The organism is Flavobacterium sp. 1355, from assembly GCF_017833415.1.
GTDB lineage: Bacteria > Bacteroidota > Bacteroidia > Flavobacteriales > Flavobacteriaceae > Flavobacterium.
The window spans coordinates 104,568-120,131 of record NZ_JAFICC010000010.1 but is presented as its reverse complement, the minus strand read 5'-3'; the positions used below and the strand labels follow the sequence as shown (position 1 = coordinate 120,131).

Below are 15,564 nucleotides of genomic sequence, written 5' to 3'. Positions count from 1 at the left end.
ATAATTCTTTTCAGTGGTTTGAAAAAAGAAATACCAAACTTTTAACGTCAATTTTGCACATTTGTTGTAATTCCAAGACCGTTCCATGCTCAATAAATGTATCTGGTACACCTAAAATTTTGATTGCATTAGTGAAGTTATTTTCAGCCGCAAATTCTAAAATGGAACTTCCAAAACCTCCTTTTATTGCACCGTCTTCAATTGTAATAACCGTTTTATACTTATTAAAGATCTCCTGTAATAGGTTATTATCCAGAGGTTTAATAAAAGGGAAGTCATAATGCGCAATATTCTCAGCATTAGGACACTCGTTAAGAGCTGTAATTACATTATTGCCAATAGTTCCAGTGGATAAAACGGCTGTTTTAGTGCCATTTTTCAGGCGGATTGCCTTTCCAATTTTAACATTTTCGTATTGTCCGAAATTTTCTACTTCCCAGTTAGGTAAAACGCCTCTCCCTCTTGGATATCGAATTGCGATTGGATGATTCAGTCCAAATTGAGCAGAATAAAGAATATTTTGTAATGCAATTTCGTTGATTGGTGCGTAAATAATTATATTGGGAATTGTTCTTAAATACGCAATGTCAAAAACCCCGTGATGCGTTGCTCCGTCTTCACCAACCAAACCTGCGCGGTCCAGACAGAAAATTACGGGTAAATTTTGCAAAGCAACATCATGAATCACCTGGTCATACGCCCGTTGAAGAAATGTTGAATATATATTGCAATACACAACCATACCCTGAGTCGCCATTCCGGCGGCAAGCGTTACAGCATGTTGCTCTGCAATTCCAACATCAAAAGCACGTTCAGGAATTTCATCCATCATAAACTTTAAGGAACTTCCCGATGGCATTGCAGGCGTAATACCTATGATTTTTTCATTCTTTCTGGCTAAATCCAAAATGGTTAAACCAAAAACATCCTGATATTTTGGAGGTAAATTTTCTTCAGATTTAAAATGAAGTTCTCCTGTAGATGCGTCAAATTTTCCCGGTGCGTGATATTTTACCTGATTTTCTTCGGCTTGCTGTAAACCTTTGCCTTTTGTAGTGACAATATGAAGGAATTTTGGTCCCTTGATCTTTTTTAATCGGTTTAATTCTTTAATTAAATTCGGAAAATCATGACCGTCAATTGGTCCCGAATAATCAAAATTCAAGGATTTTATAATGTTATTCTGTTTAGGATTTTTACCGTTTTTAACCGCAGTCAAATATTTTTTTAACGCACCAACACTCGGATCAATTCCAATTGCGTTATCATTTAGGATAACCAGAATATTTGCATCTGTAACTCCGGCATGATTTAAACCTTCAAAAGCCATTCCCGACGCAATAGAAGCATCTCCAATAACCGCAATGTGCTGTTTGTTTATTTCACCTTTCAGTTTTGAGGCAATCGCCATTCCAAGCGCCGCAGAAATTGAAGTAGAAGAGTGGCCAACACCAAAAGTGTCATAAATGCTTTCGCTTCTTTTTGGAAATCCCGAAATTCCACCGAGTTGTCTGTTGGTATCAAAATTATGTTTTCTTTCCGTTAGGATTTTATGCCCGTAAGCCTGATGCCCAACATCCCAAACCAATAAATCCTCTGGTGTATTAAAAACATAATGCAGCGCAATCGTAAGTTCTACAACGCCAAGACTAGCCCCCAGATGTCCTTCTTTTACGGAAACAATATCAATGATAAAATCACGTAATTCTTTGGCCAATTGTGGTAACTGGGTTTCGCTGAGTAAACGTAAATCGGCTGGGTTGTTTATGTTCGAAAGTAAATTGCTTTTCATTTTTGAATAAAAAACAAATTTACGGTTTTAAATTTAATTTTATTATGGAGATGTGTTTAAGGTTTTTATTGTAAAACTATTGGCAATGAATATTGTCGTCTTATTTTTCTTCCATTAGATTCTGCAGGCTGCCATTTGGGAGAGAGACTTAAAACTCTTATAATTTCTGTTTGTAACGTTTTGTCAATGGCTGGCTCCGATTGCAAGAAAGACATAGAACCATTTCTTTCTACCAAAAATGAAATAGTAAGTTTGGGATTTGTGGTTGCAATATCGTCTGGTTTTTTAAATTCTTTTCCAAAAAAATTATAGAATTGGTCAATGCCACCCGGGAATTCGGCATTTGTTTCTATTGCAACGCCTCCATTATACACTACATCTTCAACAATAGTTTCTTGCTTTTTTTTATTATAATCAACTTTTTTTGATTTTATTTCTGGTTCGCCTTTTACAAATTTCACCTGATCCACTTTTGCAGGCGGCGGAGGCGGTACAATAGACTGATTTGTATCGGTTTCATCAATTGTGGGCTCGCCAAGCAAAATATGCTCAGTGGGAACATTGTCTGTAACGACTTCTACTTTGTCTATTTTTTTCTTATTACCATTCTTGTCGGCACAGCTAAATAAAGTGGTTCCCATAGCAGCAAACAATGCAAGCAAAAACATTTTGTGGTAACTTGTTTGGGAGTAAAAAACCTGATTTGGAATTTGAATGTTGATCGTATCTAATTGAGATTTTCTAAATCTCCCGCAAATTTTATTATTTTGATTTTGAATGAAAAAATGTTGAATTTCATCAGGCAGCAACGAAGTAAAATCAACAACCGTTTTAGAACAGCTCATGCAGAAACGGCCATTTTCTTTTGGAGTCATTTTGTCCCAGTTTTCATTGCAGGGTTCCGGAATAGTTATTTGTTTTATATTCATAAATTAAAAAGCGGGGATTATTTAAATCTAATCGGCATATTATAAACAGATCGAACCTCATGATTGTTTATTTTTCCGGCCGCCCATTTGGGAGACATTTTCAATACTCTTAAGATTTCTTTTGCACTCTCCATTTCAATGTTGTTTTCAATTTTAATCTCACTTAAGGTGCCATCTTTTTCTACAATAAATGAAAGGTATATTGTCTCTTTGTGGTTTTTGCATTTATTGGGAATGACATAATTTTTTTTGATGAAATCACAAAATTTAGTCATTCCAATTTCCGGATGCGCTATGGCATCCAGCTCAGCCTGATTTTTAATACCATCATAATTAACAGAGTTATTATAGAGAGCGGTATCGTCTACACGCAAACGTGGCCCGCCAGTTGCAAATCCTTCCTGTTCTGGAGATACAACCTCTACTTTGTCGATTTTTTGTTTGTCTCCATTTTTATCTGAGCAGCTAAACAAAGTAGTTCCCATGGCAATAAAAAATGCCAGTAAAAACATCTTATGATAATGGGTTTGAGAATATAAAACACGACTCGGAATCTGAACAATCATTTGGTCTAACTGCGTGTTTTTAAATCTTCCACAAATGTTTGTTCCGTTTTTTGAAACAAAATATTGCTGAATTTCATCAGGCGGCATTTTTGTAAAATCGACGACATTCTTATTACAGCTCAAACAAAATCTTCCGTTATCATTAGGAGTCATTTTGTCCCAGTTTTGGTGACAGGGTTCGGGAATAATGATTTTGTATTTATCCATCGATTTAAAATTTCAAAATTTAAATGTAATAAAAAATACATTCTAAAATCCTATTTTTGCAATTATGATAAATCCCTTCACCGACGAATATTTTATGAAGAAAGCTTTGCAGGAAGCTGAAATGGCTTTTGATAAAGGCGAAATTCCTGTTGGAGCTGTAATCGTTGTTGCAGACAAAATTATTGCCAGAACCCATAATCTGACCGAATTACTAAATGATGTAACGGCGCATGCCGAAATGCAGGCCATTACAGCAGCGGCTAATTTTCTGGGAGGAAAATATCTGAAAGACTGTACTTTGTATGTTACACTTGAGCCTTGCCAGATGTGTGCAGGCGCGTTGTATTGGAGCCAGATTACCAAAATTGTTTTTGGAGCCAGAGATGAGCAACGCGGTTTTATGACAATGGGTACAAAACTGCACCCAAAAACTACTGTAGTTTCGGGAGTTATGGCCAATGAAGCTGCAGAGTTAATGAAACGCTTTTTTATAGAAAGACGTAAATAATTTTCCTTGTAAATGTTTTAAATTCTATCAGAACTAGGACAGAACTTAAAGAAATTTTTTGTTGAATGAGACAAAAAATAATAATAATAATTTAAAGAATTTTCTTCTTAACAACCACAAAAATAATTTACTTTTATCTCGATTTAATTTGTATTTTGCTCGTATAACTTTCCCCCCGCAAATCGTATTAAATTTCTAATTTGTTAACCATTAACTCCAGATAAAAGTGAAATCAAGAAAATTAGTTTACGTATTTTTTGTGTTTTTTATTCTACAAGCCTGTGGCAGAAAATCAGCTGCCGATTTTAATTCTGACTTTTCATTATTCAGAGAATACATAACTAGTTTTACCGGCGGGATAGTTCCCTCGCAATCAGACATACGTGTGGTTTTAGCTTTTGATAAAAAAGAATGGAAAATCAATGAAGAACTTGACGATGATTTATTCGATATTTCGCCAAGCGTAAATGGGAAAGTGGTTGCGCTTTCCAGCAATACAATAGCTTTTATTCCGGAGAAAAAATTAAAACCGGGTACAGAATATCAGGTTACACTAAACTTAGATAAACTAATTACACTTTCTAAAGAAAAGGAAAAGGAACTTTCTAAATTTAATTTTACAGTAAAAACGGTTAAACAGGATTTTACAATAAACACGCTTGATATCCAGTCACGCAGTAAAGAGTCCCAATATTTAAACTGTGTATTAAAAACAGCAGATGACATTGACCTTGAAACGGCTCAAAAACTGGTTTCGGCAAGTCAGAAAGGAGAAGACCTTCAGATTAAATTTGATAGTGGTGCAAAGTCAGGAAAAGAATTTAAGTTTATTATTGATAATATTAAGCGTTATTCTGAGCCAAGTGAGCTTGAAATTTCTTATGATGGAAGTGATTTTGATATAGACCAGAAAGGGAAAATTGATTTTCCAATTACAGCTATAAATGAATTTAAGATTATAAAAGTTGAAGTTCCGGATGAGAATAATCAGTCGGTTTCAATTAATTTTTCAGAGCCTCTGGAAAAAGGACAGGATTTTAAAGGTTTAGTAGCCATTCAAAACACGAACAATCTAAAATTTTCTACACAGGGAAACATACTCAAAGTATATTTTAGTAATGAAAAAGCAGCACCACAAGTTGTTCATGAAGTTGTTGCAGAAGAGCCTGTTGCTGTTGCCACTGTAGATTCGGCAAGTGTTTCGGTTGACAGTGCCGCGGCTGTTGTAGACAGTGCCGCTGCAGTTGTAGAAGAAGAAACAGAGGTAGTTGAGGAAACAGTGCCGGAGCAAACTATAACCGGAGAACTATTATTAGAAGTTTTTCAGGGAATAGAAAGCCAGTATGGACAGAAAATGAAAGAGAATTATACACAGAAAATCTCTTTTGACCAGATAAAACCAAATGTGCGTTTTGTAAAAAACGGAACAATTCTACCAAGTTCAAACAACCTGAAACTAAATTTTGAAACTGCAAATCTGAGTGCTGTAGATGTAAAAGTCTATAAGATTTACAAGAACAATATTCTACAGTTTCTTCAGAACAATGAATTAAACGGATCACAAAATCTAAAACGAGTTTCTCAGCCCGTTGCCAAAACGACCATAAATCTTAAAGAAAACTCCTTGGTTAATTTGAGTAAATGGAACACTTTTGCTTTGGATTTATCTAAAATAATCAAACCCGAACCGGGAGCAATTTACAGAGTCGAATTCTCATACAAAAAGAAATATTCTCTGTATAAATGTGAAACATCAGAAACAGAAACAGATCAAAATGAAGAGGAAGAAGAAGTTGATGAAAACGATGTGAATTACAGTGGCAACTCATACGATGATTATTATTATGATGATTATGAATGGAGAGAAAGCCAGGATCCGTGTACAGGATCTTATTATTATAATGCAAGAATTGCCACCAATATTCTGGCTTCCGATTTGGGTGTAATTGCCAAGAGAGGAGAGAATAAATCGTATTTATTTGCAGTAAATAATATCCTTACAACAGAACCTGTTTCAAACGCAAGGGTAGACTTATACAGCTTTCAACAGCAAAAAATTGCTACAGAAGCCACGAGCAGCGAAGGAATTGCAACATTTCAGATTGATAAGTTTGCCTATTTTGCTATTGTAACTTTGGGAGATCAGTCTACCTATGTAAAGCTTGACGACGGAAATTCATTATCGGTAAGTAATTTTGATGTTTCAGGAGAAACGCTGCAAAAAGGACTAAAGGGTTTCATTTATGGAGAACGTGGTGTTTGGCGTCCGGGAGATAATTTGTATTTATCTTTTATTTTGAATGATGCGTCTAATAAATTGCCAAAAGCACATCCGATAAAATTCAGGTTAACAGATCCAAACGGAAAAGTGACTTATCAGACGGTTCAAAAAACAAATGATTTAAATCATTATTCGTTTATTGTACCAACAGATCAGGATGCACCAACAGGAAGCTGGGAAGCAATGGTAAGTGTTGGTGGTGCAAAATTCTACAAAAACATAAAAATTGAAACGATAAAACCAAATCGTTTAAAGATTAAGAATAGTTTTAAAAATACGATATTATCTTCCTCTTACCCAAATTCAAGTAATTTGGAAGTAACCTGGCTTCATGGAGCAATTGCAAAGAACCTGAATGTTGAAATGCAGGCTAAATTCTCCGAACAGAAAACTACTTTTAAAGGTTATGAAAAATATACTTTTGATGACTTAGTTCGCCGATTTAGTACCGAAGAAGTAAATATTTTTTCAGGAAAACTAGATGCAAATGGAAGAGCTTCGGTAAATATTAATCCAAAATTGCAAGGGCAGGCGTCGGGAATGTTAAGAGCTTCTTTTATAACAAAAGTATACGAAGAAGGAGGAGATTTTAGTATGGATGCCATGGCGTCAACTTATTCACCATACAAAACATATGTCGGAATAAAATCACCTGAGCCAAACAAATACGGTATGCTTGAAACGAGAACAAACAATCGTTTTGATATTGTAACAGTAGATGAGAACGGAAGACCAAGAGCCGTGAGAGATCTTGAAGTAAAAGTATATAAAGTAGAATGGCGCTGGTGGTGGGATGCTTCCAGTGATAATCTCTCGAACTATAATTCATCTGAGGCAACAACATCTTATAAAACATTTAAAGTAAACACAGATTCAAGAGGAAAAGGAAGCGTTCAGTTTGCCTTGGCTGATGAAGAATGGGGTCGCTATTTAATCAGGGTTTCTGATGAAAATGGAGGACATGCAACAGCTTTGACCGTAAATATTGACTGGCCAATATGGTCTGGAAAAACCAGAAATACGGATGCTTCTACCGCAAACATGCTTGTTTTTTCTACTGATAAAAAAGACTATGCAGTTGGAGAGAAAGCTCAGATTTCTTTCCCTTCAAGTGAAGGCGGACGAGCTTTAATTTCAATCGAAAATGGCTCAAAAGTAATTAAGACACTTTGGGTAGAAACCAAAAAAGGAGAAACAAAAGCAGAAGTTCCTATAATAGCAGAGATGGCACCAAATGTTTATTTTAATATTACACTTTTGCAGCCTCATGCCTCGACTAAAAATGATTCTCCAATTCGTATGTACGGAATTGTTCCGATTGGAGTTGTAGATAAAAATACAAAACTCGAGCCAACAATCACAATGTCTGATGTTCTGAGACCTGAACAATCATTTCCTATTAAAGTAAGTGAAAAATCCGGTAAAGAAATGACGTATACTATCGCAATTGTTGATGAAGGGCTATTGGATTTAACACGATTTAAAACGCCAAATGCATGGGATAGTTTTTATGTTCGAGAAGCTTTGGGCGTAAAAACATGGGACGTTTATGATGATGTTATTGGCGCTTACGGCGGAAAAGTAAATCAGATTTTTAGTATAGGTGGAGATCAGGATCTTGGTGGCGGAAAAGCGAAAAAAGCCAATCGTTTTAAACCGGTTGTAATTTATCTTGGGCCATTCAAACTAGAAAAAGGACAAACCAAAACGCATCAGGTTACCTTACCAAAATATATTGGTTCAGTAAGAACTATGGTTGTAGCAGGTGATGCGGCAACCAGTGCCTACGGAAGCGTTGAAAAAGCAACTCCTGTTCGTAGTCCGTTGATGGTTCTGGCTTCATTGCCACGAAAAATTTCTCCGTCAGAAAAAGTAACAATTCCGGTTACGGTATTTGCAACAGAAAAAAACATAAAAAATGTAAAAGTTCAGATAAAAACCAGCAATGGATTGAAGGTAATTGGAAGTGCTGCCCAAAATGTAACATTTACACAGCCAGATGAAAAAATGGCATACTTTAATCTCGCAGTAGGAAATCTTACCGGAATTGCAAAAGTACAGATCGTTGCTACCTCGGGAAGCCAAAAATCTTCTTACGACGTTGAGATTGATATGACGAACCCAAATCCGGTAACAAACACCTATACAGATGTTGTTTTACCACCTAATAGTTCTAAAACTATCTCATGGAAAACTTTTGGAGTATCAGGAAGTAATAAAGCGAAACTTGAGGTTTCTTCTATGCCAACAATTAATTTGAACGGAAGATTACAATATCTGATTCAATATCCGCATGGTTGCGTAGAACAGACCACTTCATCTGTTTTTCCGCAATTGTTCCTAAGCGATGTTGCCGATATAGACGCTACACGTCAGCAGCTTATCCAGAAGAATGTTACTGCGGGAATTACAAGATTAGGAAGTTTTCAATTGCCAAACGGCGGGCTTTCATACTGGCAGGGAAATACAATTGCAGATGATTGGGGAACTTCTTATGCCGGACATTTTATAATTGAAGCAGAGAAAAAAGGATATGTTTTACCAATCAATTTCAAATCAAAATGGATTTCGTACCAGCAAAAAGAAGCCAAAAAATGGCGTTTCGAACCACGTTATGGAAATGATCTTGCACAAGCATATCGTTTGTATACACTGGCATTGGCCGGTTCTCCGGATCTTTCTTCTATGAACAGATTGAGAGAAACAAATGAAATCTCAAACGAAAGTAAACTGCGACTGGCAGCAGCTTATGTTTTGGCAGGTCAGAAAAGTGCCGGCCTAACATTGTTATTACATAGTAAAATCGATGATAATTCAGATGATTACAGTTACTACTATTATGGTTCTGATGACAGAAACAGAGCAATGGCTCTGGAAACTTTACTGCTTTTGAACCAAAAAGAAAATTCGTTTCTTATGGCGGCAAAACTTGCTAAAAATATGGCAAGTGATCAGTGGATGAGTACTCAGACTACGGCTTATTGTTTGTATGCTATGTCAAAATTCTCACTAAACAATGGTCCAAAAGGAATTGATATTCAATTTAGTAAAGATGGGAAATCGCAAAATATAAAAACTAGTAAAACTGTAGCTGACAGAAGTTTGGTCGTGAAGTCCGGAACGAATAGTATTACTTTAAAAAATAATAAAAAGAATACCATTTATGTTCGTGTACTAAACACCGGAATTCTTCCGATAGGTCAGGAAAATGCTATTGAGAATAATCTTTCTGCCGGAATTGTTTTCAGGAACAGAAAAGGCAGTGTAATTGATGTGTCAAGAATTGCACAAGGAACAGAGTTTGTTGCTGAGGTTACTATAAGAAACCAGAAAAATGAACACGTACAAAATGTTGCTTTATCTCAGATTCTGCCATCAGGATTCGAAATTGTAAACACCCGTTTTACTGATTATGGTGAGGCAACAAATAATACAGCGGATTATATCGATATACGCGACGATAGAACAAATTTCTATTTTGGATTAAAAGCCGGAGAAACCAAAACCTTCAAAATTTTACTGAACGCATCATATCTTGGAAATTATTATTTACCTGGATTACAATGTGAAGCAATGTACGATCATACATTCCTGGCCAGAACAAAAGGATTTTGGGTACAGGTTGTGAAGTAATTATCCTAACAGGTTTCCAAAACCTGTTGTATTTTATTAGAATTAAAGAATAAAAAAGCATAAAAAAGATACCTAACAGGTTTTGGAAACCTGTTAGGATAATGAAAAAAATTATAATGAAGAAGGATTTTTTTGAAGAGGGACAATATTATCATATTTACAATAGAGGAAATAATAAAGAGAATATTTTTATAGAAGAAAAAAATTATAATTATTTTCTCGAAAAGATTAAGAAGTATATTTTGCCAATAGCTGAAATTTATGCTTATTGCTTACTTAAAAACCATTTTCATATTGTTTTACGAATAAAGGACAAAAGCAATTTACCGGAAAAATTTAAAGAAAAAGTTCATCTTCCTTTTTCAAATTTATTTAATGCTTATTGTAAAAGTATTAATAAAGCATATAATAGAACAGGGAGTTTGTTTCAGGAACATTTGCAAAGAAATAGAATTGAAAATGAAATGTATTTGAAGCAGTTGATTGTATATGTTCACTTAAATCCTGTAAAGCATAAATTTACAGAACTGGCTGAAACTTATTTGCATTCATCATATCGTGCTTATCTGTCAGATAAACCTACGAATATTAATAGAGAATTTATTCTCGAACTATTTGATGATTTAGAAAACTTTAAATTTTATCATGATGAAAGAAAAATTATCTACAAAGGAGTAGTTAATGATGTAAGTTTAATAGATGACTAAAATTACATTGAAGTCTCCTAACAGGTTTGGAAAACCTGTTAGGTATAGCTTTAGAACACTATTTAACATTTTTTTATTTCACTTTAAAATAATACCTAACAGGTTTTGGAAACCTGTTAGAATACTAAAAAAAATTTCCAATTACTTTGAAAAATAAATTAAAAGCGTTTCTTGAACGCGTTATAAATTGGATAAAAATAAATAAGATAAAATCAGCAATTGCATTTCTGCTTTTGCTGATTTACTATTTTTCATTACCGGGAACTTTGTTTAAAGAGCCATATTCAACTGTTATTGAAAGCAGTGATGGCGAATTACTGGGCGCAAAAATTGCCCGGGACGGCCAATGGCGTTTTCCGGCACAGGATAGCGTTCCGGATAAATTTAAAAAATGTATTGTTTATTTTGAGGACGAGTATTTCTATAAACATCCGGGTTTTAATCCGGTTGCAATGATAAATGCCATAAAGCAGAACAGAAAAGCCGGAAAAGTTGTTCGTGGAGGAAGTACATTAACGCAGCAGGTAATCCGACTTTCCAGAAAAGGAAAAAAGAGAACTTATTTTGAAAAAATCATAGAAGTTATTCTTTCAACAAGACTTGAATTGGGATATTCTAAAAATGAAATTCTGGAATTATATGCTGCGCATGCTCCATTTGGAGGAAATGTTGTCGGACTCGAAATGGCTGCATGGCGATATTTTGGTGTCCAGTCGAACCAATTGTCATGGGCAGAAAGTGCTACCCTGGCGGTTTTGCCAAATGCTCCAAGTTTAATTTATCCCGGAAAAAATCAAATCAAATTATTAGAAAAACGTAATCGGCTTTTATTAAAATTAAATCAGGAAGGTGTAATTGATCAGCAGACTTACGAACTTTCAATAGACGAACAATTACCACAAAAACCATATAATCTGCCTCAGATTGCACCACATTTATTACAGCGTGTAGCAAAAAATGAAGAAGGAAAAAGAATAAAAACAACAATAGATTTTACGCTTCAGAATCGGGTTAATCAAATTGCTAAATATTATTACAATCAGTACAAGCAAAACGAAGTTAATAATCTGGCGATTTTGGTAATTGATGTCAAGACCAGAAACGTAATATCTTATATCGGAAATTCTCCAACAGACAGTGATCACCAAAAAGATGTTGATATTATTGATGCGCCCAGAAGTACAGGAAGTATCCTGAAACCTTTGCTGTATGCAGCCATGCTCGATGATGGCGAATTATTGCCAAATACCTTAGTCGCAGATGTTCCAACTCAAATTGCGGGATATACACCTCAGAATTTTAACCTGACTTTTGATGGAGCAGTACCGGCACATCGGGCGTTGTCACGCTCTTTGAATATTCCGGCGGTTTTGATGCTTCAGGATTTTGGCGTAAATAAATTTTATGAAGAACTGCAAAAATTCGAGCTTAAAGACATTAATAAATCACCCGATCATTATGGATTGTCGCTTATTTTGGGTGGGGCCGAAAGTAATCTGTGGGATTTGTGCAGAACATATTCAAACCTCTCATCAACCGTTAATTACTTTAACAAAAGCCACGGGAAATACAGAACAAATGAATTTGCAGAACTCAATTATAATAATGATTTTGAAGCCGATTTCGGATCAGAAACCGACCAAAAGAATATAATAGGAGCTGGTTCAATTTGGCTTATGTACAATGCAATGGAAGAGGTTAACAGGCCAGAAGGAGATGAAGCCTGGAAATTTTATGATAGTTCACTTAAAATCGCCTGGAAGACAGGAACCAGTTTCGGAAATCGTGATGCATGGGCAATAGGAACAAATTCCAGATATGTAGTGGGTATTTGGGCAGGGAACGCCACAGGTGAAGGAAGACCAACCTTAACCGGAGTTGCGAGTGCTGCGCCAATCTTGTTTGATGTATTTAATTTATTGCCAAGACAGCGATGGTTTGGGATTCCGTACGAAGATTTAAATGAAGTTGAGGTCTGTAGTTTGAGCGGGTATCTGGCAAAAGAAGGTTGCCCAAAAATTAAACAATGGGTCACTAAAAAAGGAAAATCAACTACAGTTTGCCCTTATCATAAAACAATTCATCTGGACAAAACCCAACAATTTCAAGTTAACAGCAGTTGTGAAAGTGTTGAAAATATAGTTACTAAAAACTGGTTTGTATTGCCGCCCGTTATGGCTTGGTATTATAAAGCTAAACACATCGAATATTTACCATTACCGCCATTTAAAGAAGATTGTTTAGGCACACAAACTATTGCTATGGATTTTATTTATCCAAAAACGAATAGTAAAATTTATTTGACAAAGAATTTTAATAGTGAAATACAGCCGGTAATTTTTAAAGTGGCATATTCTCAAAGAGAAAAACAATTATTTTGGTATGTAGATCATGTTTATAAAGGCGTGACTAAGGTTTTTCATGAAAAACCAATTATAATGAATGCAGGATTTCATTATATCACGGTAGTAGATGAATCAGGAAATGAGATTACGAGAAAAGTAGAAATTATAAGAGAGTAATGTTTATTTTAAAATAGTCACTGATTGCAAAATTAATTTGTGAATTCGTGGCTACTGAAATAAAAAAAAAGAACATAAAAAAACCGCCAATCTTTCGAGAGGCGGTTTTTATTTTATTCTGAAATAACATTTCCTTTTTTATCATAGAAATGGTATTCTAAGTACGTGTAAGCGTCACGAGGTATGATTTTCACCCATTTCTTATGTTCAAAAAACCATTTTGAACGTAATGATGGAAAACCTTTACTGAGGTATGCAGCCACAAACGGATGTACATTAAGTACAACTTTATTGTGGGTTTTTAAAATTCTGTCCAGATCAGATGCGATTTTATCAATGATTAAAATTGGCGCTTCAATTTCGCCATGTTCATTGTTAGGATCTTCTTCTCTGGTTTTAATATTAACTTCTGGTCTTACGCGTTGTCTGGTAATTTGGACTAAACCAAATTTACTAGGTGGTAAGATTTTATGTTTTGCTTTATCGTCGCTCATTTCTTCTCGCAAGAAGTCGAACAGGACTTTCCTGTTTTCAGGATTAGACATATCGATAAAATCAACTACGATTATCCCGCCCATATCACGCAAACGAAGTTGTCTGGCAATTTCAGCGGCTGCAATCATATTTACTTCCATGGCGGTATCTTCCTGGTTAGTCGCCTTATTCGAACGGTTTCCGCTATTTACGTCTATAACGTGAAGAGCTTCAGTGTGTTCAATAATAAGATAGGCGCCTTTACTCATGGAAACGGTACGTCCAAATGAAGTTTTGATTTGTCTCTCTATATTGTATTTCTCGAAAATTGGAGTGTCGTTTGATTGATAAAACTTTACAATCGATTGTTTTGAAGGTGCAATTTCTTGCAGATATTCCTTCGTTTGGTGGAACAACTCTTCGTCATCTATCTGAATACCGCTGAAGGTATCATTAAATACATCTCTTAATATTGAGGAAGCTCTGTTAAGTTCTCCTAATACTTTTGATGGATGATGAGCAGTTGGTAATTTTTTACACATTGCAGTCCATCTGCCAAGCAGGTTCTGCAAATCTTTTTCTAATTCGGCTACGTTTTTGCCTTCGGCTACTGTGCGAACAATAACACCAAATCCTTTAGGTTTGATCGATAGAACAAGTTTTTTTAGACGATCCTTTTCCTTTTTGTCTTCTATTTTTTGAGAAATAGAAACACGGTCAGAAAACGGAACGAGAACAATAAATCTTCCTGCCAATGAAAGCTCAGCGCTTATTCTTGGACCCTTGGTCGATATAGGTTCTTTAACAACTTGAACTAAAACAGATTGATTGGCACTTAAAATATCAGTAATGATGCCATCTTTGTCAATCTCTTTTTCAAACTGAAAGGTTTTTAGGGAGAAATCTTTTATTTTACCTGCGCTTACAAGTTTTATGAATTTCAGTTGGGAAGCTAAGTTAGGCCCTAAATCGTGATAATGTAAAAAGGCATCTTTTTCGAAGCCAACATTTACAAAAGCAGCATTAAGTCCGGCAACTGGTTTTCTGATTTTGGCAATAAAAATATCACCAACCTGAAAGTTGCTTTTCTCTTCTTCTTTGTGTAATTCAATTAGTTTTCCATCTTTTAATAAGGCAAAATCTACGGCTTCAGAACTAGATCTAATGATTAATTCTTTATTCACACTGTAAATTTTTATCTGTTTTTTCAGAAAATAGAATATAGAGAATAGAAAAATAGATTAAAAAAATCTAAAAATCTATCCCGATAGCAATCGGGTCTAAGATCTAAAATCTTATCTACAGATGGATTAAACAATATTTTTAACAGGTATTGAACCCGGGAGGGAAAGTTTAAATTTCAATTTTTAAATTCCAAATTCCAATTGAATCAAAATTGTTTCTTAATTTTTGGATTTTGGATTTTATTTTTTGGAATTTTTGAAATTTCCCAAATTTCAATGAACGTTAAAAAGAAAAAAGTAGTTTAAAACTACTTTTTCTTTTTGTGACGGTTAGCTCTCGCTCTTTTCTTTCTTTTGTGAGTAGCTACCTTATGTCTCTTTCTTTTTTTACCACTTGGCATATCGTGTCGATTTTATAATTAATTAATAGTATTATTTTGCTTCGTTGTTTGTTTTAACCCCTTCTACAAATACTTTTGCAGGTTTAAAAGCAGGAATGTTGTGTGCTGGAATTTTGATAGTAGTGTTTTTAGAAATGTTTCTACCTGTTTTTTCAGCTCTTGTTTTTACGATAAAACTACCGAAACCTCTTAGGTAAACATTGTCACCAGTTTCTAATGAAATTTTAACTTCTTCCATGAAACTTTCTACTGTTGCTTGAACGTCTCCTTTTTCAAGACCAAGTTTCTCTGAAATTTTCGCTACGATGTCTGCTTTCGTCATTTTCTTTCCTATTTTATTTTATAAATGATGTACTATTT

The 15,564-nt window shown here is 34.9% G+C and carries 9 protein-coding genes; 4 read left to right on the top strand and 5 right to left on the bottom strand.

All coding sequences use genetic code 11. The features are described from left to right. Positions 1-10: 10 nt before the first annotated feature. From JOD96_RS14150 to JOD96_RS14140, 3 genes are all read right to left on the bottom strand, one after another. Complete coding sequence (locus JOD96_RS14150; protein WP_209564891.1) at positions 11-1,792, bottom strand: 1-deoxy-D-xylulose-5-phosphate synthase; 1,782 nt, start codon at positions 1,790-1,792, stop codon at positions 11-13. Positions 1,793-1,857: 65 nt separating this feature from the next. After that, positions 1,858-2,721, bottom strand: a complete 864-nt coding sequence (locus tag JOD96_RS14145) for a hypothetical protein (protein WP_209564890.1) — start codon at positions 2,719-2,721, stop codon at positions 1,858-1,860. Between the two features lie 17 nt (positions 2,722-2,738). Next, on the bottom strand, positions 2,739-3,494 hold the full coding sequence (locus tag JOD96_RS14140; protein ID WP_209564889.1) for a hypothetical protein: 756 nt from the start codon (positions 3,492-3,494) through the stop codon (positions 2,739-2,741). Between the two features lie 64 nt (positions 3,495-3,558). Here JOD96_RS14140 and JOD96_RS14135 point away from each other — a divergent pair, with 64 nt between their 5' ends. The 4 genes from JOD96_RS14135 (at position 3,559) to pbpC (ending at position 13,145) form a co-directional block, all read left to right on the top strand. Beyond that, positions 3,559-4,002, top strand: a complete 444-nt coding sequence (locus JOD96_RS14135) for a nucleoside deaminase (RefSeq protein WP_209564888.1) — start codon at positions 3,559-3,561, stop codon at positions 4,000-4,002. A 226-nt stretch (positions 4,003-4,228) separates the two neighbouring features. Beyond that, complete coding sequence (locus JOD96_RS14130; RefSeq protein WP_209564887.1) at positions 4,229-9,916, top strand: alpha-2-macroglobulin family protein; 5,688 nt, start codon at positions 4,229-4,231, stop codon at positions 9,914-9,916. A gap of 116 nt (positions 9,917-10,032) precedes the next feature. Then, positions 10,033-10,623: a transposase gene (locus JOD96_RS14125; protein WP_209564886.1), complete on the top strand. Its 591-nt coding sequence runs from the start codon at positions 10,033-10,035 to the stop codon at positions 10,621-10,623. 146 nt (positions 10,624-10,769) lie between these two features. After that, positions 10,770-13,145 (top strand): penicillin-binding protein 1C, encoded by a 2,376-nt coding sequence (gene pbpC, locus JOD96_RS14120; protein ID WP_209564885.1) that lies wholly within the window; start codon positions 10,770-10,772, stop codon positions 13,143-13,145. A gap of 113 nt (positions 13,146-13,258) precedes the next feature. On the opposite strand, the gene JOD96_RS14115 is transcribed toward pbpC, so the two are convergent. Next, complete coding sequence (locus JOD96_RS14115; RefSeq protein WP_209564884.1) at positions 13,259-14,803, bottom strand: Rne/Rng family ribonuclease; 1,545 nt, start codon at positions 14,801-14,803, stop codon at positions 13,259-13,261. Between the two features lie 432 nt (positions 14,804-15,235). Next, positions 15,236-15,526, bottom strand: a complete 291-nt coding sequence (locus JOD96_RS14110) for an HU family DNA-binding protein (protein ID WP_193846671.1) — start codon at positions 15,524-15,526, stop codon at positions 15,236-15,238. Positions 15,527-15,564 lie beyond the last annotated feature (38 nt).